The organism is Pseudomonas sp. AC112 (genome assembly GCF_979253545.1).
The window spans coordinates 1714849-1733806 of sequence record NZ_CEEDCM010000001.1 but is presented as its reverse complement, the minus strand read 5'-3'; the positions used below and the strand labels follow the sequence as shown (position 1 = coordinate 1733806).

12 protein-coding genes are annotated in these 18958 nt (G+C 62.2%); 8 read left to right on the top strand and 4 right to left on the bottom strand.

Going from position 1 to position 18958, the window contains the following annotated elements:
- Positions 1-79: 79 nt before the first annotated feature.
- Both aceF and aceE read right to left on the bottom strand, forming a co-directional pair.
- On the bottom strand, positions 80-1726 hold the full coding sequence (gene aceF, locus AC0IYN_RS08165; RefSeq protein WP_457239559.1) for a dihydrolipoyllysine-residue acetyltransferase: 1647 nt from the start codon (positions 1724-1726) through the stop codon (positions 80-82).
- An 11-nt stretch (positions 1727-1737) separates the two neighbouring features.
- Positions 1738-4383, bottom strand: coding sequence for a pyruvate dehydrogenase (acetyl-transferring), homodimeric type (gene aceE / locus AC0IYN_RS08160; RefSeq protein ID WP_078046549.1), 2646 nt, complete (start codon positions 4381-4383; stop codon positions 1738-1740).
- A gap of 383 nt (positions 4384-4766) precedes the next feature.
- Between aceE and glnE the strand changes: the two genes are divergently transcribed.
- From glnE to AC0IYN_RS08120, 8 genes are all read left to right on the top strand, one after another.
- Complete coding sequence (gene glnE, locus AC0IYN_RS08155; RefSeq protein ID WP_406599344.1) at positions 4767-7706, top strand: bifunctional [glutamate--ammonia ligase]-adenylyl-L-tyrosine phosphorylase/[glutamate--ammonia-ligase] adenylyltransferase; 2940 nt, start codon at positions 4767-4769, stop codon at positions 7704-7706.
- Between the two features lie 161 nt (positions 7707-7867).
- Positions 7868-8902 (top strand): lipopolysaccharide heptosyltransferase II, encoded by a 1035-nt coding sequence (gene waaF / locus AC0IYN_RS08150; RefSeq protein ID WP_406599343.1) that lies wholly within the window; start codon positions 7868-7870, stop codon positions 8900-8902.
- Between the two features lies 1 nt (position 8903).
- Positions 8904-9965, top strand: a complete 1062-nt coding sequence (gene waaC, locus AC0IYN_RS08145) for a lipopolysaccharide heptosyltransferase I (protein ID WP_406599342.1) — start codon at positions 8904-8906, stop codon at positions 9963-9965.
- The gene (locus AC0IYN_RS08140; RefSeq protein WP_406599341.1) at positions 9965-11089 is read left to right on the top strand and encodes a glycosyltransferase family 4 protein; all 1125 of its coding nucleotides are present in this window, start codon (positions 9965-9967) and stop codon (positions 11087-11089) included. Before waaC ends, AC0IYN_RS08140 begins: the two co-directional genes overlap by 1 nt.
- Entirely contained in the window at positions 11086-11892 is an 807-nt protein-coding gene (gene rfaP, locus AC0IYN_RS08135) for a lipopolysaccharide core heptose(I) kinase RfaP (RefSeq protein ID WP_406599340.1), read from the top strand. Before AC0IYN_RS08140 ends, rfaP begins: the two co-directional genes overlap by 4 nt.
- Positions 11892-12626, top strand: a complete 735-nt coding sequence (locus AC0IYN_RS08130) for a lipopolysaccharide kinase InaA family protein (protein ID WP_099492867.1) — start codon at positions 11892-11894, stop codon at positions 12624-12626. Before rfaP ends, AC0IYN_RS08130 begins: the two co-directional genes overlap by 1 nt.
- On the top strand, positions 12623-13375 hold the full coding sequence (locus AC0IYN_RS08125; protein WP_078046556.1) for a lipopolysaccharide kinase InaA family protein: 753 nt from the start codon (positions 12623-12625) through the stop codon (positions 13373-13375). Before AC0IYN_RS08130 ends, AC0IYN_RS08125 begins: the two co-directional genes overlap by 4 nt.
- The gene (locus AC0IYN_RS08120; protein WP_406599339.1) at positions 13375-14811 is read left to right on the top strand and encodes a lipopolysaccharide kinase InaA family protein; all 1437 of its coding nucleotides are present in this window, start codon (positions 13375-13377) and stop codon (positions 14809-14811) included. Before AC0IYN_RS08125 ends, AC0IYN_RS08120 begins: the two co-directional genes overlap by 1 nt.
- 463 nt (positions 14812-15274) lie before the next feature.
- Here the strand turns inward: AC0IYN_RS08120 and AC0IYN_RS08115 are convergent, their stop codons facing one another.
- Together AC0IYN_RS08115 and AC0IYN_RS08110 are read right to left on the bottom strand one after the other, a co-directional pair.
- Positions 15275-16663 carry a surface-adhesin E family protein gene (locus AC0IYN_RS08115; protein WP_471841000.1) on the bottom strand — a complete coding sequence of 463 codons (1389 nt, stop codon included), beginning with the start codon at positions 16661-16663 and terminating at the stop codon, positions 15275-15277.
- Positions 16664-16738: 75 nt separating this feature from the next.
- Positions 16739-18826 carry a TonB-dependent receptor family protein gene (locus AC0IYN_RS08110; RefSeq protein WP_406599757.1) on the bottom strand — a complete coding sequence of 696 codons (2088 nt, stop codon included), beginning with the start codon at positions 18824-18826 and terminating at the stop codon, positions 16739-16741.
- Positions 18827-18958 lie beyond the last annotated feature (132 nt).

Genomic DNA, 18958 nt, shown 5'->3' with positions numbered 1-18958 from the left:
TGGCGGGGTTGAGGTACGAGCGTGGCGCTCGAAAATCGTTGCAGCCAGGCCTCCTCGGTGAAGAGGAGGCCATGGCGGCTTACAGCAGGATAGTGCGGATATCGTTCAGCAGTTGGCTCAGGCGCTGTGTGAAGCGTGCAGCAGCGGCGCCGTTGATCACACGGTGATCGTAGGACAGCGACAGTGGCAGCATCAGTTTCGGCTGGAACGCTTTACCGTCCCACACAGGCTGGATAGTGGCCTTGGACACACCCAGGATCGCCACTTCCGGCGCGTTGACGATTGGCGTGAAGCCAGTGCCGCCAATGTGACCGAGGCTGGAGATGGTGAAGCACGCGCCCTGCATGTCGTCCGGGGTGAGCTTCTTGTCGCGGGCCTTGGCAGCCAGTGCAGCAGCCTCAGCGGCAAGCTGCAGCAGGCTCTTCTGGTCGACGTTCTTGATGACCGGTACCAGCAGGCCATCCGGGGTATCAACCGCAAAGCCGATGTGCACGTACTTCTTGCGAATGATCGCTTTGCCGCTTGGCGCCAGCGAAGCATTGAAGTCCGGCAGTTCCTTGAGCAGGTGTGCGCACGCCTTGAGCAGCAATGGCAGCACGGTCAGCTTGACGCCGGCCTTCTCGGCCACGGCTTTCTGCGCAACGCGGAAAGCTTCCAGGTCGGTGATGTCGGCCTGGTCGAACTGGGTCACGTGCGGGATGTTCAGCCAGCTGGCGTGCAGGCCGGCCGCGCCGATTTGCATCAGGCGGGTCATCGGCACTTCTTCGATTTCGCCGAAGCGGCTGAAATCGACGGTGCGGATCGGCGGAATGCCCGAACCACCGGTAGCGCCGCCAGCAGCCGGCGCTTCCTTGGCCTTCTGCATCATGGCCTTGACGTAAACCTGCACGTCTTCTTTCAGCACACGACCGTGAGGGCCGGTGGCCGACACAGCGCTCAGCTCAACACCGAACTCACGGGCCAGCTGACGCACGGCAGGGCCGGCGTGCACCTTGGCGCCGCTTGGCGCTGGAGCGGCAGCAGCAGGGGCCGCAGCAGCCTCGGCTTTTGCAGCAGGCGCAGGCGCAGCGGCAGCCGGTGCAGCTTCAGCCTTGGCGGCTGGAGCGGCGGCCGGTGCTGGCGCGGCAGCAGGTGCGGCGCCTTGTACTTTCAGCTTGAGGATGAAGTCGCCAGTGCCGACTTCGTCTTCCAGCTTGACCGCGATGCTTTCCACCACGCCGGCAGCCGGCGAAGGGATTTCCATGGAGGCCTTGTCGGACTCCAGGGTGATCAGCGACTGGTCGGCTTCGACGGTGTCGCCCACCTTGACCAGCAGCTCGATGATCTTGGCCTTGCCCGACGAACCGATGTCCGGGACATGAATGTCCTGGACGCTAGCGGCGGCAGGTGCAGCAGCCGGGGCCGGAGCGGCCTCGGCAGCAGCCGGTTTTTCAGCAGCAGGGGCGGGTGCAGCAGCGGCAGCAGGCGCCGCCGCAGGGGCCGCATCAGCGGCACCTTCGATTTCCAGCTCCAGCAGTTCGTCGCCTTCTTTCAGGCGGTCGCCCAGCTTCACTTTCAGGCTCTTGACCACGCCGGCCTTGGGAGCAGGGATTTCCATGCTCGCCTTGTCCGACTCCAGGGTCAGGATGCTCTGGTCGGCTTCGACGGTGTCGCCGACCTTCACAAACAGCTCGATTACTTCACCTTCACCGCTGCCGATGTCAGGTACGCGAATGAGTTCGCTCACAAAAAATCTCCTCAGCAGTCCAGTGGGTTGCGTTTTTCCGGGTTGATCCCGAACTTGACGATAGCGTCAGCCACCACCTTAGGTTCGATCTCACCGCGGTCAGCCAAGGCTTCCAGGGCTGCCAACACCACGAAGTGACGGTCAACTTCGAAGAAGTGACGCAGCTTCTTGCGGCTGTCACTGCGGCCGAAACCGTCGGTGCCCAGGACTTTGAATTCCTTGGACGGGACCCACTGGCGAATTTGTTCAGCAAACAGTTTCATGTAGTCGGTCGATGCGATCACCGGACCTTTACGGCCAGTCAGGCATTCTTCGACGAAGGTGCGCTGTGGCTTCTGGCCAGGGTGCAGGCGGTTGTGACGCTCTACGGCCAGGCCATCGCGACGCAGTTCGTTGAAGCTGGTAACGCTCCAGACGTCAGCGCCGACGTTGAACTCGTCACGCAGGATCTTCGCCGCTTCACGCACTTCGCGCAGGATGGTGCCGGAGCCCATCAGTTGTACGTGGTGCGCCGCTTCCTTGGTGTCTTCTTCGAGCAGGTACATGCCCTTGATGATGCCTTCCTCGACACCGGCCGGCATGGCTGGCTGCTGGTAGGACTCGTTCATCACGGTGATGTAGTAGAAAACGTCCTGCTGCTCTTCGGTCATCTTCTTCATGCCGTCCTGGATGATCACCGCCAGCTCGTAGCCGTAGGTAGGATCAAAGGTGCGGCAGTTCGGGATGGTGGCAGCCAGGATGTGGCTGTGACCGTCTTCGTGTTGCAGGCCTTCGCCGTTCAGCGTGGTACGGCCGGCGGTGCCGCCGATCAGGAAGCCACGGGTACGGCTGTCGCCTGCTGCCCAAGCCAGGTCGCCGATACGCTGGAAACCGAACATCGAGTAGAAGATGTAGAACGGCAGCATCGGCTGGTTGTGGCTGGAGTACGAAGTACCGGCAGCGATGAAGGAGCTCATGGCGCCCGCTTCGTTGATGCCTTCTTCGAGGATCTGGCCCTTCTTGTCTTCCTTGTAGAACATCACCTGGTCTTTATCGACTGGCTCGTAGAGCTGGCCGACGGAAGAGTAGATGCCCAACTGACGGAACATGCCTTCCATACCGAAGGTACGGGCTTCGTCCGGGATGATCGGAACAATGCGCGGGCCGATGTCCTTGTCCTTGACCAGCTGCGCCAGGATGCGCACGAAAGCCATGGTGGTGGAGATTTCACGGTCGCCCGAGCCGTCGAGGATAGCCTTGAGGGTACTCAGGTCTGGCGTCGGTACGCTGAAGCTGTTGGCGCGACGCTGTGGCACGAAACCACCCAGTGCGGCGCGGCGCTCGGCCAGGTAGCGGGCTTCGGCGCTGTTCGGCTCCGGCTTGAAGAACGGCAGGTTTTCCAGTTCTTCGTCCTTGACCGGGATGTCGAAGCGGTCGCGGAACAACTTCAGGCTGTCGACATCGACTTTCTTGGTGTTGTGCGCGGTGTTCTTCGCTTCGCCGGCACCGGTGCCATAACCCTTGATGGTCTTGGCCAGGATGACAGTCGGTTGTTCTTTGTGGTTGACCGCTTCGTGGTACGCCGCATAGACCTTGTACGGGTCGTGGCCGCCACGGTTGAGTTTCCAGATCTCGTCGTCGGACAGGTCGGCAACCATCGCCTTGAGTTCAGGCGTGTTGAAGAAGTGTTCACGCACGAACGCGCCGTCTTTGGCCTTGTAGTTCTGGTACTCGCCGTCGATGACTTCGTCCATGCGACGTTGCAGGATACCGTCGACGTCCTTGGCCAGCAGTGGGTCCCAGAAACGGCCCCAGATGACTTTGGTCACGTTCCACTGAGCACCGCGGAACACGCCTTCGAGTTCCTGGATGATCTTGCCGTTGCCGCGAACCGGGCCGTCGAGGCGCTGCAGGTTGCAGTTGATGACGAAGATCAGGTTGTCCAGCTTCTCGCGGCCGGCCAGGGAGATGGCGCCCAGGGATTCCGGCTCGTCACACTCGCCGTCGCCCAGGAAGCACCAGACTTTCTGCTTGCCTTCAGGGATGAAGCCACGGGCTTCCAGGTACTTCATGAAACGTGCCTGGTAGATCGCCTGGATTGGGCCCAGACCCATGGAAACGGTCGGGAACTGCCAGAAGTCAGGCATCAGCCAAGGGTGCGGGTACGACGACAGGCCGTTACCGTCCACTTCCTGGCGGAAGTTGTTCATGTGTTCTTCGGTGATGCGGCCTTCCATGAACGCACGGGCGTAAACGCCTGGAGAAGTGTGGCCCTGGAAGTAGATCAGGTCGCCGCCGTGTTCGTCGGTCGGGGCCTGGAAGAAGTAGTTGAAGCCGATGTCATACAGGGTTGCGCTGGAAGCGAAGCTGGAGATGTGACCGCCCAGGTCCGAATCTTTCAAGTTCGTGCGCATTACCATCGCCATGGCGTTCCAACGTACCAGCGAGCGAATGCGGCGTTCCATGAACAGGTCGCCAGGCATGCGTGCTTCGTGGGTAACGGGGATGGTGTTGCGGTATGGCGTAGTGATGGCGTAAGGCAGTTGCGAGCCGCTGCGGGTCGCGAGTTCGCCCATACGGGTCATCAGGTAGTGAGCACGGTCTTCGCCTTCTTTGTCGAGAACCGATTCCAGGGCGTCCAGCCATTCCTGGGTTTCGACGGGATCGAGGTCTTGCATGGCTTGCTCCAGGGCGGAAAGGCTACCAGAATCGGTTGCCTGAAGTTTGCGACTGGCCTTGTGGGCAGACGACATAAATTCTTGGATGGCCGAAGGTTGCTTCGGCGTCCTGTAGTTTTACTACAAATCGTCGGCCATTTCAGCCTTTCGAATGTATATACGAGTAGTAAAACTACACAAGACTGAGCGTATGGCTCGGTCTGGCTGGTGAGCATAATCGTTATTGTTGATCTTTTGCGAACAAGAAAAGGTGAAAGTTTGATGTTGGCTGCCAAAATGAAATTAATTTCAGCTATTTATCACCTTTGTTCGACAGTCCTTCATAGAGCGTGGTTCTTGCGTTCACAACTACACGCCCTTTACGCGCCGATCAAGGATAGACCATGAGCCTTCCAACGCTGGCCGAACTGCCAGCCATTCTTTTGCCAAAAGCCCAGCGGGCCGAGCAGTCATTTCGTGACGCAGTGGCCGCGCTGGACGACGATCATGGACTTTCTGCGTGGACGCCGCAACGGTGGGCCGACTTCGCCCGCGTGTGCGCCGCCAGTGATTTCGTCATTGAACAGAGTGTTCGTGACCCTTTGATGTTGCTGGAGCTGGTGGCCTGGGGCGAGCTGGACCGTGGTTTTGCGCCCGGCGAGCTGTGCGGGCAGATCGCTGGCGCTGTGCAACAAGCCGAAACAGAAGATGAACTGGGCCGTGTGCTGCGTCGCCAGCGTACGCGCCAGCAAGTGCGCATCATCTGGCGCGATCTCACCCGCCAGGCGGACCTGGTGCAAACCTGCCGCGACCTGTCCGACATGGCCGACGCCAGCATCGACCAGGCCTACCAATGGCTGTACCAGCGCCACTGCGTGCAGTTCGGTACGCCCACCGGCCGGCGCAGCGGCGAGCCGCAGCACATGGTCATCCTCGGCATGGGCAAGCTCGGTGCCGTGGAGCTGAATCTGTCGTCGGATATCGACCTGATCTTCGCCTACCCCGAGGGCGGTGAAACCGTCGGCGTCAAACGCGCGCTGGACAACCAGGAGTTCTTTATTCGTCTTGGTCAAAAACTGATCAAGGCCCTCGACCCGATGACCGTCGATGGCTTCGTGTTCCGCGTCGACATGCGCCTGCGCCCCTACGGTTCGGCGGGTGCGCTGGTACTCAGCTTCAATGCACTGGAGCAGTACTACCAGGATCAGGGCCGCGACTGGGAACGCTACGCCATGATCAAGGCGCGGGTAGTCGCCGGCGACCAGGCAGCGGGCGCTCAATTGCTCGACATGCTGCGGCCGTTCGTCTACCGCCGCTACCTGGACTTTTCCGCGATCGAAGCGCTGCGCACCATGAAGCAGTTGATCCAGCAGGAAGTGCGGCGCAAAGGCATGGCCGACAACATCAAGCTGGGCTCGGGGGGCATCCGTGAAGTGGAGTTTATCGCCCAGGCATTCCAACTGATCCACGGCGGTCGCGACCTGAGCCTGCAACAGCGGCCACTGCTCAAGGTGCTTGGCACCCTGGAAGGGCAGGGCTACCTGCCGCCTGCGGTGATCGCCGAGTTGCGCAATGGCTACGAATTCCTGCGGTACACCGAACACGCAATCCAGGCGATTGCCGACCGGCAGACGCAGATGCTTCCGGACAGCCCGGAAGACCAGGCGCGCATTGCCTTTATGCTCGGCTTTGCTGATTGGGCCGCCTTCCATGAGCGCCTGATGTACTGGCGCAGTCGGGTGGACTGGCATTTCCGCCAAGTGATTGCCGATCCGGACGAAGAAGAGGGCGAAGAAAGCGAATTGGTCGTGGGCGGTGAGTGGTTGCCGCTGTGGGAAGAGTCTCAAGACGAAGACGCAGCCTGCCGCCAACTGGCCGAAGGCGGTTTCACCGATGCGCCCAAGGCACTCAAGGCCCTGGCCGGCCTGCGCGGCAGCCCGCAATTGCGCGCCATGCAGCGACTGGGGCGCGAACGGCTGGATGCGTTTATCCCGCGCCTGCTCGCCCAAGCTGTTGAACATGCCAACCCGGACTTGGTACTGGAGCGCGTGCTGCCGCTGGTTGAAGCCGTTGCCCGGCGGTCCGCTTATCTGGTGCTGCTCACGGAAAACCCCGACGCCCTGCGTCGCCTGTTAACCCTGTGCGCCGCCAGCCCGTGGATCGCCGAGCAGATCACACGCTTCCCGCTGTTGCTCGATGAATTGCTCAACGAAGGCCGCCTGTTCAAGCCGCCGTTGGCGCCTGAATTGGCCGCCGAGTTGCGCGAGCGCCTGACGCGCATACCGGAGGACGATCTGGAGCAACAGATGGAGGCCTTGCGGCACTTCAAGCTGGCCCACCGCCTGCGCGTGGCCGCCTCGGAAATCGCCGGCAGCCTGCCGCTGATGAAAGTCAGCGATTACCTCACCTGGCTCGCCGAGGCCATCCTCGAACAAGTGCTGGCCCTGGCCTGGCGCCAGACTGTCGCGCGCCACGGCTCGCCGCAGCGTTTGGACGGCACCCTGTGCGACCCTGGGTTCATCATTGTCGGTTACGGGAAAGTCGGCGGTATCGAACTGGGGCATGGTTCGGACCTGGACCTGGTGTTTATCCACGATGGCGACCCGCAGGCCGAGACCGATGGCGCCAAGCCAATCGACGGCGCGCAGTTCTTCACGCGCCTGGGCCAGCGGATCATCCACTTGCTGACCACCCAGACCAACTCCGGCCAGTTGTATGAGGTGGACATGCGCCTGCGACCGTCCGGCGCGTCCGGGCTGTTGGTCAGCTCGCTGGGCGCGTTTGCCCGCTATCAACAAAATGAAGCCTGGACCTGGGAACATCAGGCCCTGATCCGCGCGCGCGTGCTGGTCGGCAGCCAGGATGTGGGCCAGGCATTCGAGGGCGTGCGGGCTAAAGTATTGGGGCAGGAGCGCGACCTGGCGAAGCTGCGCCAGGAGGTCAGCGAGATGCGCGCCAAGATGCGTGACAACCTGGGCACCAAGGGCACGGCGGCCGGCACCGGCGCCAATGCCTTCGAAGCCACGGCGCTGTTCGACCTCAAGCAGGACGCCGGAGGTATCGTCGATATTGAATTTATGGTGCAATACGCGGCTTTGGCGTGGTCTGCGCAACATCCATCGTTGCTGCGCTATACCGACAATATCCGCATTCTGGAAGGCCTGGAGCAGGTGGGCTTGATGCCCGCCGCCGATGCCCATCTGCTGCGCGAGGTGTATAAGGCCTACCGTTCCGCTGCGCACCGCCAGGCCTTGCAAAACGAGGCCGGTACGGTGGCCGGGGATCAGTTCGCCGACGAACGGCGCCAGGTGATGCGAATCTGGCAGGCGCTGGGGTTGAGTTGAGTCAACTGTAGGAGCCGGCTTGCCGGCGATGAGGCCCTTGGAATCCATGGAGATCTTTCGGACGTTATCGCTGGCAAGCCAGCGCCTACAAATGTTCTTCTCCTACAGAAATTTTCGATGCGGGGAGGCACAGGCCTCCCCGCATCGTTTGTGGAAACTACATGAATATTCTGATCGTTGGGCCCAGTTGGGTCGGTGACATGGTGATGGCGCAGACACTGTTCCAGTGCCTGCGCATGCGTTACCCGGACTGCCAGATCGACGTGCTCGCCCCCGAGTGGAGCCGGCCGATCCTCGAGCGCATGCCCGAAGTGCGCAAGGCCTTGAGCTTCCCGCTCGGCCACGGGGCCTTGGAACTGGCAACGCGCCGTCGCATCGGTAAATCCCTGGCGGGCGAATACGACCAGGCGATCCTGCTGCCCAACTCGCTCAAGTCGGCGTTGGTGCCGTACTTTGCCGGCATCCCCAAGCGCACCGGCTGGCGTGGCGAGTTCCGCTACGTGCTGCTCAATGACGTGCGTACGCTGGACAAAGCCCGCTACCCGCTGATGATCGAACGCTTCATGGCCCTGGCCTATGAGCCGGGTGCCGAGTTGCCCACGCCGTATCCGCGCCCGAGCCTGCAGATCGACCCGCTGAGCCGCGACGCCGCCCTGGCCAAGTTCGGCCTGACCCTGGATCGCCCGGTATTGGCCTTGTGCCCCGGGGCTGAGTTTGGCGAGTCCAAGCGCTGGCCGTCGGAGCATTACGCCAAGGTCGCCGAGGCCAAGATCCGCGAAGGCTGGCAGGTGTGGCTGTTTGGTTCGAAGAAGGACCACCCGGTGGGTGAGGACATCCGCCAGCGCCTGATTCCGGGCCTGCGCGAAGAGGCGGTGAACCTCAGCGGCGACACGTCCCTGGCCGAGGCCATCGACTTGCTGTCCTGCGCCGATTCGGTGGTGTCCAATGACTCCGGCCTGATGCACGTGGCCGCGGCGCTGAACCGTCCCCTGGTGGCGGTGTACGGCTCCACCTCGCCGGGCTTCACCCCGCCATTGGCCGACCAGGTCGAAGTGGTTCGCCTGGGCCTGGAGTGCAGCCCGTGTTTTGATCGCACCTGCCGTTTCGGTCACTACAACTGCATGCGGCAATTACTGCCGCAGCCGGTGAACGAAGCCTTGCAGCGGTTGCAGGGCTCTGTGGTCGAGGTCCGATAGTTTGCGCGTACTGGTAATCAAGACCTCATCCCTGGGCGACGTGATTCATGCGTTGCCGGCCCTGACCGACGCGGCGCGGGCGATCCCCGGCATCCGATTCGACTGGGTGGTGGAAGAAGGCTTCGCCGAGATCCCCACCTGGCACCCGGCGGTCGACAAGGTGATCCCGGTGGCGATCCGCCGCTGGCGCAAGAACCTCTGGCAGACCATCAAGAGTGGCGAATGGCGGCGCTTCAAGCAGCAAGTCCAGTCGACCAAATATGACCTGGTGATCGACGCCCAGGGACTGCTGAAAAGCGCCTGGCTGACCCGCTACGTGCGTGCGCCCATCGCGGGTTTCGACAAAAACTCCGCCCGTGAGCCGATGGCTGCACGTTTCTATTCCCGCCGCCTCGCCGTGGCGCGTGGGCAGCACGCGGTGGAGCGTTTGCGTCAGCTGTTCGCCGTGGCCCTCGGTTATGACTTGCCCAAGGGCTTGGGCGACTACGGCCTGAGCACTGAAAAGCTCCTGGGCTTACCGCCGAAAAAGCCGTTTGTACTGCTGCTGCACGGCACTACCTGGGACACCAAGCACTGGCCCGAAGCCTACTGGCGCGAACTGGCCGAGCGCATGGGGCGTCTGGGCGTGGACGTGAAATTGCCGTGGGGCAACGCCGCCGAAAAAGCCCGCGCCGAACGCCTGGCCCAGGGCCTGCAAAACGCCGAAGTACTGCCCAAATTGAACCTGGCCGGTGTCGCCCGGGTACTGGCCGGCGCCCGCGCCTGTGTGGCAGTGGACACTGGTCTGGGCCACCTGGCTGCCGCGTTGGATGTGCCGACCATTTCCCTGTTCGGCCCGACCAACCCCGGCCTCACCGGCGCCTACGGCAAGGGCCAGATTCACCTGGCCAGCGACTTCCCCTGTGCGCCGTGCCTGCAAAAACACTGTACCTATCAACCGACGGCTGACGACCTGCGTCGGTTCGACATCAAGCGTGAGTCGCCCCTGTGCTTCACGCGCCTGAACCCTGAGCGTGTGGCAAGCCGACTGAGCACGTTGTTATTGGCTGAGGAGCTGCACTGATGCAACTGGCTTTTGTTCTGTACAAATATTTCCCCTTCGGTGGCCTGCAGCGTGACTTCATGCGCATCGCCCTGGAATGCCAGCAGCGCGGCCATCAGATTCGTGTGTACACGCTGATCTGGGAAGGCGATATCCCGCCCGGCTTTGAAGTGCTGGTGGCGCCGGTCAAGGCGTTCTTCAACCATCGGCGCAACGAAAAGCTCAGTGCCTGGATGGCCGCCGACCTGGCCAAGCGCCCGGTGGACCGCTTGATCGGCTTCAATAAAATGCCTGGCCTGGATGTGTACTACGCTGCCGACGGCTGCTTTGAAGACAAGGCGCAGAACCTGCGCCACTCGCTGTACCGCTATTTTGGTCGTTACAAACACTTCGCTGATTACGAGCGCGCGGTGTTCGCCAAGGAGGCCAAGACTGAAGTCCTGATGATCTCCGAAGTGCAGCAGCCGCTGTTCATCAAGCATTACGACACGCCGCTGGAACGCTTCCACCTGCTGCCGCCGGGCATTGCCCAGGACCGCCGTGCGCCGCCGAATGCCGCCGAAATCCGTGAAGGGTTCCGCAAGGAATTCAACCTGGGCGCTGACGACCTGCTGCTGGTGCAAATCGGCTCGGGCTTCAAGACCAAGGGCGTCGACCGCAGCCTCAAGGCCGTGGCCGCGCTGCCGGCGGCGCTGAAAAAACGCACGCGCCTGTTTGTAATCGGCCAGGACGACCCCAAAGTATTCCAATTGCAAAGCGCCACGCTGGGGCTGGGGGACAACGTGCAGTTCCTCAAGGGCCGCAGTGATATCCCGCGTTTCCTGCTGGGCGCCGACCTGTTGATCCACCCGGCGTACAACGAAAACACCGGCACCGTATTGCTCGAAGCCCTGGTGGCCGGGTTGCCGGTGCTGGTCTCGGCCGTGTGTGGGTATGCCCATTACATCGCTGAAGCCGACAGCGGCCTGGTGCTGGATGAGCCGTTCGAACAGAATCAGCTCAACCAGTACCTGACGCACATGCTCACCGACACTGCACAGCGCGCGGCCTGGAGCCGCAATGGCTTGGCTTTCGCTGAGACGGCCGACCTCTACAGCATGCCGCAGCACGCTGCGGATGTGATTCTGGCGGAGCCAAAACGATGAAGTTGATTCTTGCCGAACCGTTCAAGACTTTGTGGGCCGGGCTTGATGCCTTTGCCGAAGTCGAGAAATTGCAAGGTGAAGTATTCCGTGAACTGGCGGCGCGTCGCACCCTGCGTACCGAGGTGGATGGCCGTCCGTATTTCGTGAAGATCCACCGTGGCATCGGCTGGGGCGAGATCTTCAAGAACCTGATCACCGCCAAGCTGCCGGTACTCGGCGCCGGCCTTGAGTGGTCGGCGATTCACCGCTTGCAGGAACTCGGCGTGCCGACGATGACCGGCGTCGCCTTCGGCGAGAAGGGCAGCAACCCGGCGGACCAGCACTCGTTCATCATCACTGAGGAGCTGGCGCCGACCCTCAGCCTCGAAGACGTGACCCTCAACTGGGTGGCGCAACCGCCTGCCCCCGCGTTGCGTCACGCGCTCACGGCCGAGCTGGCGCGCATGGTGGGCGACATGCACCGGGGTGGCGTCAATCATCGCGATTGCTACCTTTGCCACTTCTTGCTGGATACGTCGAAACCTATCGACGCGAACAACATCAAGCTGTCGGTGATCGACCTGCACCGCGCGCAACTGCGTGCCCATCTGCCGTTGCGCTGGCGCGACAAGGACCTGTCCGCGCTGTACTACTCGGCGCTGGAGATCGGCCTGACCCGCCGCGATAAACTGCGCTTCCTCAAGGGCTACTTCCGCCAGCCGCTTCGCCAGATCCTGGCCGAGCAATCGGCGTCGTTGAGCCTGATGCAGCGCAAGGCCGACAAGCTCTATGCGCGCAAGCAACGTTACGGGGATGCGATCTGATGGCGGGTTGGAACCTGGAACCTGCTTACGCCCACCTGGCGGATGATTTTGGAAGCCTCGAAGCCGTGTTCGCCCTGCAGGGCGAGCGGCTGACCCGCGACCCACTGTCAGAAGTGATCCGCGTGGAGCGTGGCGGGGTCAATTATTACGTCAAGCGCTACACCGGCGCCGGCAAGGGCCTGCGGCGCTACCTGGGCAAGCCGCGGGTCAAGTCCGAATGGCAGAACCTCAAGCGCTTCGCCAAGTGGGGCATTCCCACGGCGGATGTGGTCGCCTGGGGCCTGGAGCGCAAGGGCCTGGCCTACGACCGTGGGGCGATGATCACGCGTGAACTGCCGAGGACCGAAGACCTGTCGGTGCTGGCCGAGCGTCACGATGCGCGCCTGCGCGACCCCAAGTGGGTCGACGCGGTGAGCCGCCAGCTCGCCGAATACACGCGCACCATGCACGATCACCGCTTTACCCATAACGACTTGAAGTGGCGCAACCTGCTGATCGACGATCAGTCCACGCTGTACCTGATCGACTGCCCCAACGGCGATTTCTGGCGCGGGTTCTGGCTCAAGTACCGCATCACCAAAGACCTGGCCTGCCTGGACAAGGTGGCCAAGTATCACCTGTCCGCCACCCAGCGCCTGCGGTTCTACATGCAATACCGTCAGCGCCGGCACCTGAGTGCATCGGATAAAGAGCGTATTCGCCACGTGGTGAAGTTTTTCGAGGGACGCGAATGAGTGATTTCCTGGCGGCTGAAGACCGTGCGCTACTGGAGCGCAACGGTTTGGCGACCTTCGACGCCCTGTGGGCCAAGCAATTGGACGCGGTGGACGAACCCAATACCAGTCGCGGGGGCTGGAGCAGCGTGTTTCGCCTCGAACTCGACGGCCACGGTTACTACCTCAAGCGCCAGAGCAACTACCTGACGCGCAGCCTGCACCGGCCCTTTGGCGAGCCGAGTTTCTCCCGCGAATTCCGCAATATCAGCCGTTACCGCAAGCTCGGCATCCCTGCCTTGCAGGCCGCGTTCTATGGCGAGCGTAACGTCGCCGGCGAGCACCGCGCGATGCTGCTGACCCGTGCGCTGGACGGCTGGAATGACCTGGATTCGTTGCTGGAGCAGTGGTCGCAGTTGAGCGACGCCCAGCACAGCGCGATCCTGTTGGCTTGCGGCCAACTGGCGCGTCGGCTGCACGGCGTCGGCCAGGTGCATGGCTGTTTTTACCCCAAGCATATTTTTATGCAGGCCACCGGTGACGGCTATGCCGCGCAGTTGATTGACCTGGAGAAAACCCGCCCGCTGCTGTTCGGCTGGCGCGATCGCGTCAAGGACCTGGAGCCGCTGTTGCGCCGGGCACCGCAGTGGTCTGACGAGCAAGTGCGCCAGCTCTTGGCCGCCTACCTCGACCAACCCAAAGACAGCGCGCTGGTCGCCACCTGGCTACAGAAATTGACCGCCCGCCGCAGCCACAAGGAAAACCGTTGATGCGTTTGTCCGAGCTGAAAAGCGCCGGCCGCACGCCGGACTTGCCCCTGACCCTGGCGCTGGCCGATGCGGCGGGCCCTGGCCAGTTGCAACTGCTGAGCCTGTTGCGCGTGTTGCCGGGCGAGCGGTACGTGGGCGCGGGTGTCTGGCGCGGCCGTCCGGTACTGGCCAAGTTACTGGTGGGCAGCAAGGCTGCGCGGCACTTTCAGCGTGAACTCAGCGGCGTGCGCTTGCTGGCCGAGCAAGGCCTGACCACGCCATTGTTGCTGGCCGATGGCTTGCAAGAAGGCGAGGGCGGTTGGTTGCTGTTCGAATTCATCGAGGGCGCCGAAAGTTTGGCGGATGCCTGGCAGGCCGTCGAAGGGTTGCCGCCGTTGGCGGACGAACAAACCGCAGTGCTGGCCGAAGCGCTGGGCGCAATTGCGCAGATGCACACCAAAGGGCTTTGGCAGGAAGACCTGCACCTGGACAATCTGCTGCGTCAGGACGGCAAGCTTTACCTGATCGATGGCGCTGGGATCCGCGCCGAAGAGGCGGGCAAGCCGCTGTCGCGCAACCGTGTGCTGGAAAACCTCGGGGTGTTTTTCGCCCAATTGCCAAAAAATCTCGCGCCGTTCACCGAAGAGCTGCTGGTTTACTACCTGCTTGCCAATGGCGAGCACGCCCTGCCGCTGGAAGCCCTGGAGAAACAGGTGCGCAAAGTCAGCGCCTGGCGTCTCAGGGACTTCTTGAACAAGGTCGGTCGCGAATGCACGCTGTTCAGCGTGGTGCGAGGCGCCTTTGCCTTGCGCGCGATTCGTCGCGAAGAAGAAGCGGCAATGCTGCCGGTGCTGGAGCAGGCCGATACGCTGCTGGACCAGGGGCATTTGTACAAGACCGGTGGCGCCGCCAGCGTGGCCAAGGTTGATGTGGCCGGTCGGCCGTTGGTGATCAAACGCTACAACATCAAGGGCTTCGCCCACTGGCTCAAGCGCTTCTGGCGCCCGAGCCGGGCCTGGCATTCCTGGCGCGAAGGCAACCGCCTGGTCTTTCTCGGCATCGCCACGCCCAAACCGCTGGCTGTGCTGGAAAAGCGCTTCCTGTGGCTGCGCGGCCGCGCGTACCTGATCACCGAATACCTGCCCGGCCCGGACATTATCGAACGCTTCGCGCCGTACGTTGAAACCGGCGATCCACCGGAAAACGAACTGCTGGCGCTGGATCACCTGTTCGCCGAACTGATCCGCGAGCGCATCAGCCATGGCGACTTCAAGGGGCATAACCTGTTCTGGGACAAGGACCGCTGGTCCCTCATCGACCTGGACGCGATGTGCCAACACACCTCCCCCGCCAGCTTCGCCCCGGCGTACGCCAAGGACCGTGCACGGTTCATGCGTAACTGGCCTGCAGGCAGCGCACTGTACCAACTGATCGACGAGCGGCTGCCCAAGCTGTAGGCGCAGGCTTGCCGGCGATGGCAGATACTTCGTAGCAGAAAACCGTAACCACGATGCGAAGCGAGCCGCTCTTGATCTTGATGTCGCTCTTGACTTGCTTTTGATCTCAGGCGCCCCGTCAAACACGCTGGCCGGAATTCGACAGGGATTTGGGGGGTAAACCGGCAGGGATGCCGGTTTAGCCGCCCCGCGCCATGGATGGCGCGTGGCGGCGGCCCCCCAAATACCTGGCGGATTACGGGCACACCGAGCCTAGGCGAGGTGCCGAGTGTTGGGGCAAGAGCCCTTTTGGTTACTTTTGGGGCTCTTTTCCAAAAGTGACCCGCCGTAAGGGCGGAACCTTTAGCAGCCGTTACCTGAATAACGGATATGTACTCGCTCTGATCCAACATGCCGGTCGGCTGTCAGGCCGCCTTCGCAGGCAAGCCAGCTCCCACTGTTGGATCGTAAACGCTGACCAGCGCTATTGCGCGTTGATCAGCGTCGTACGGGTTTTGTATTTACCCTGGATATCGTCCTGGCGGGTAAAGAAGTACCCATAGTCCTGCAGGTACATCACGGTGCTGGTCGCCTGGTAGTTATCCCCCGTAGCCGTGCAATTGAGGGCCTTCGCATTGCCACTCAACATCGAATTGATGTCGCTGGCCGGCAGTTCGCGCGCTACCACACACGTCGAGTCGCGAGACAGCACGCGATCCTCTTCAGCGGTGTTGCGATTGAGCTCCTTGAGCTTGAACCCCAGCGTTGCACCGATCGGCATTTGCTTCCAGTCACCGGTGAAACTGAGCTGCTCGACATTGCTCGCCGCCGACACCTTCATCCCACGCAGATCGAAATCGCTTTGGAAAGTCAGGCTGAACAAGCCTCGGAAAGTCGTGATCTGAGCGCTTGAGAACTGGGTGGCACGGCGGATTTTAAACAGGCTGTTCCCAGCGCTGGGTTCGATGAACACATCGGTGCGCAAACTGGAGGAGCCCAAGTCGCGCTTCTCCATAAGATGGCGCAGAGGCTTGTTTGCAGCCGGCATGCCCAGCGCGGAGATTGCCTCCGTCACCGCGGCCGGGACAGGTGCCGGTGTCAGGGTTTGCTGAAGCTTGGTACGCGTCACGGCTGCCGGCAGTTGCGCGATGGTTGGCGAGCACGCCGCCTTGAGCAGGGTGCGGGCGTCTGCCTCGGCGGTGCTGAAGGGCTGGTCGATGGGGACGGCCACCACGTCGCCGAAGGTCACGGTGTTTTTCGGCGTGAGGTTGAAGGTGGCCAGGGAGCGATAGGTCTGGCGGCTGCAACTGACCTCCCAGTGCATACGCGTCTGGGCATAGGGCATTTTTTTGAGTTTGTTGATCAGGATGAACGGCTCATCGTAGGCGACCCAGACTTCCACTTTGTCGCCTATGGGCTTGAGGCTGGCACGGTCGATCAGCAATTGGCGATGGGTGTCCGTCGTGCTGACGAGGCGCCAGTCCGGGCGCGGTGTGCGGGCGCAAGCGTCGGTAAAGCTGGCGTTCTGTTGCAGCTCACCAATCACTTCCGGCGCCAGGTTGCGCATGACGGTGATGCGCGTGGGCTGGCCATCGGGACCTGGGGTACCGGGGGCCTCCATATACAACAGGCTCCCGCTCGGGGTGGCACAGGACGCCTGAAGCTGCGCGACATCCGGTACGGAGACATTGTTGGTCAGTGTGACGTGAACCTGGTAACTGAGGTCGTCGCCGTCACGCATGACCGAGTCGGCCAGCAGCGGCTTCTTGAGCATGTCTTTATACGGGGCATCGGCCGTGCCAGCGTTCTTCATGCCGTGCGCGCCACAACCACTGAGCAGGCCCAGGGCGATGATAACCGCGATGTGTTTCATGAGCGTTCCTTGCAGAGAATAGAGATGATCAGGGGCCTTCGACTGCCCGCAGGGTTTTTTGTGCGGGCGCGCTGATCAGAATTGGTACTCCGCACCTGCCCCTGCATACCATGAGCGCCCGGGTGCCGCTTCGTAATAGCGGTTGTTGCCGTCGCCGACGATCACCGAGCCGACGTACTGACGGTCGAGCAGGTTATCCAGGCGCAGGGTCTGGTGGAAGGTCCAGTGCTCGACTTTCTGCTCAAAGCGAGCACGCCAATTGAACACGCTGTAGGCGGGTGCGACGTGTTGGCTGTTGGTGTCCTCGACATAGACCTTGCTGCGGTACAGGCCTTCGATCGCGGTGCTGACCCAGTCGCGGGGTTTCCAGTTCAGCTCGGCGAACAGCGTGGTTTGCGGTACGCCGGGCAGGTAATTGCCCTTGTCGACGGCGGTGCTGCCGCCGCTGACGAAGTCACTGTCGTAGGTGGCTTGCAGGCGGGTGTAGGCGAGGTTGGCGGTCCACTGTTCGCTGAGTTGGCTTTCGACGCCCAGTTCGAAGCCGCGACGCAGGGTGCGGCCGGCATTCTGGTAGCTGGTGCGACCGCCCAGGGATTGATAGACCACCAGTTCATCCTCGGTGGTTATCTGGAAGACCGCTGCGTTGATGCGCGTGTTGTTGAGCTGGGCCTTCAAGCCCACCTCGTACTGGGTGCTTTCGGAAGGCTTGAGACCGAAGTTGAAGCCCTCGACGCTGCCCGGTGCGTAGGCCAATTCGGCTTGGGTCGGTGTTTCGAAGCCTTTGCCGGCACTGACATAACCATGCAGCTGCGGCGTGAACGCATACATCACGCTCATCGACGGCGTGTTTTTTTGATAGGTCTTGTTGCCGCTGGAATCGCCATTGCTGAGGAATTGGTCGTCGACGTCCAGCGCCATGGTGCTGTGCCGGACGCCGGCTTGCAGGGTCCAGCGGTCGAGGGCCCAGTTGGCCTGGATATAGGGGTCGAGGCTGCGGGCGGTATCGATTTCATCACGGCGTAGCTGGCCTTTTACGCCGAGGGTGTTGCCACTGTAGTTCTGGTAGCCGTGGCGACTGTCTTCGCTCTGGTCGAAGTCCAGGCCGGTGATGATCATCAGCTCGCCCGGTGCACTTTCGATGGGCTGCATCCAGCGCACGCTGCCGCCGTAGAACTTGCGGTCGAATTGCACCACGCCGCCGCCGCGCTCGTTGGCCGGGGTGCCTTTGGGAATCGACAAATACTGAATCACACTGCGCCGCCCCGTATACCCATTCACCTGCAACGTCGCATTACCGATATAGCGCTCGTAATTCATCCCCAATTGCTGGTGGTCGATGCTTTTTCGCGTGTTGTACGTCAGTGCATTGGCACTTACCGAGCGCGGGTCGGCCTTGTATGCCGCCCACGTCTGCCCCAGTGGATCCTGCGTGCCGTTCTGCTCCAGGCTGCTGTAGATCAGCGCCAGCTTGCTGTCGTCATCCGGCTGCACGTTGAGCTTGGCAAAGGTCTGGTCGCGGCGTGCGCTGCTGTGGTCGCGGTAGCCGTTGGTGTCCATGCGCGAGGCGTCGAGGACGAAACCTGCGCCGTTGGCCGCACCTTCGGCGGTGAGGTGGTTCTTGTTCAGGCCGTCGCTGCCCACCAGGGTCTCGGCGCCAACGCGCGGCGGACCTTCGCCGTCGCGGGAGAACATCTGGATCACGCCGCCAGCATTGCTGCCATACAGCGTGGCAGCCGGGCCGCGCAGCACTTCGATGCGCTCGGCGGTGTCGAGGTTGAAGGTGGCAGCCTGGCCCTGGCCGTCCGGGGTGCTCGCAGGGATGCCGTCGGCAATCAATTTGAGACCGCGCACGCCAAAGGCCGAGCGGGCGCCGAAGCCGCGGGAGGAAATCTGCAGGTCCTGGGCATAGTTCTGACGGTTCTGCACCACCAGGCCCGGCACGCGCGACAAGGCCTCCGAGGCGTTGATGCCCAGTTGGCCATCGCTGATCTGCTCCCGGCTGATGCCGTCCACCGAGTAGGGCAGGTCGAATGTCGGGCTGGCGCTGCGCGAGCCGGTGACCACGCTGGGGTCGAGCACCAGTGGTGCGTCCTCGGCGCGGGCAGCATCGCTCAAGGCGAAAAGGCCGGGCAGCAGCAGGGTCAAGCGAGTGAGGGTTTTCATGGGGTCAGCCGAAATCTATGGCGCGTAGGACGTAAACGCGCAAAAGAGCGCGAGTTTAGTGGTTCGGATAGATTTTTCCATTTCGGATGTTTCCCACATGACACGTCGGTGTGCCTGTGCTGAACCGACGAA

What these genes read in the sequence shown, in the direction of transcription:
- AC0IYN_RS08110 (WP_406599757.1), bottom strand. Translation starts at nt 18,826, where the DNA reads ATGAAAACCCTCACTCGCTTGACCCTGCTGCTGCCCGGCCTTTTCGCC.
- rfaP (WP_406599340.1), top strand. Translation starts at nt 11,086, where the DNA reads ATGAAGTTGATTCTTGCCGAACCGTTCAAGACTTTGTGGGCCGGGCTT.
- AC0IYN_RS08130 (WP_099492867.1), top strand. Translation starts at nt 11,892, where the DNA reads ATGGCGGGTTGGAACCTGGAACCTGCTTACGCCCACCTGGCGGATGAT.
- AC0IYN_RS08125 (WP_078046556.1), top strand. Translation starts at nt 12,623, where the DNA reads ATGAGTGATTTCCTGGCGGCTGAAGACCGTGCGCTACTGGAGCGCAAC.
- aceE (WP_078046549.1), bottom strand. Translation starts at nt 4,383, where the DNA reads ATGCAAGACCTCGATCCCGTCGAAACCCAGGAATGGCTGGACGCCCTG.
- glnE (WP_406599344.1), top strand. Translation starts at nt 4,767, where the DNA reads ATGAGCCTTCCAACGCTGGCCGAACTGCCAGCCATTCTTTTGCCAAAA.
- AC0IYN_RS08140 (WP_406599341.1), top strand. Translation starts at nt 9,965, where the DNA reads ATGCAACTGGCTTTTGTTCTGTACAAATATTTCCCCTTCGGTGGCCTG.
- waaF (WP_406599343.1), top strand. Translation starts at nt 7,868, where the DNA reads ATGAATATTCTGATCGTTGGGCCCAGTTGGGTCGGTGACATGGTGATG.
- AC0IYN_RS08115 (WP_471841000.1), bottom strand. Translation starts at nt 16,663, where the DNA reads ATGAAACACATCGCGGTTATCATCGCCCTGGGCCTGCTCAGTGGTTGT.
- AC0IYN_RS08120 (WP_406599339.1), top strand. Translation starts at nt 13,375, where the DNA reads ATGCGTTTGTCCGAGCTGAAAAGCGCCGGCCGCACGCCGGACTTGCCC.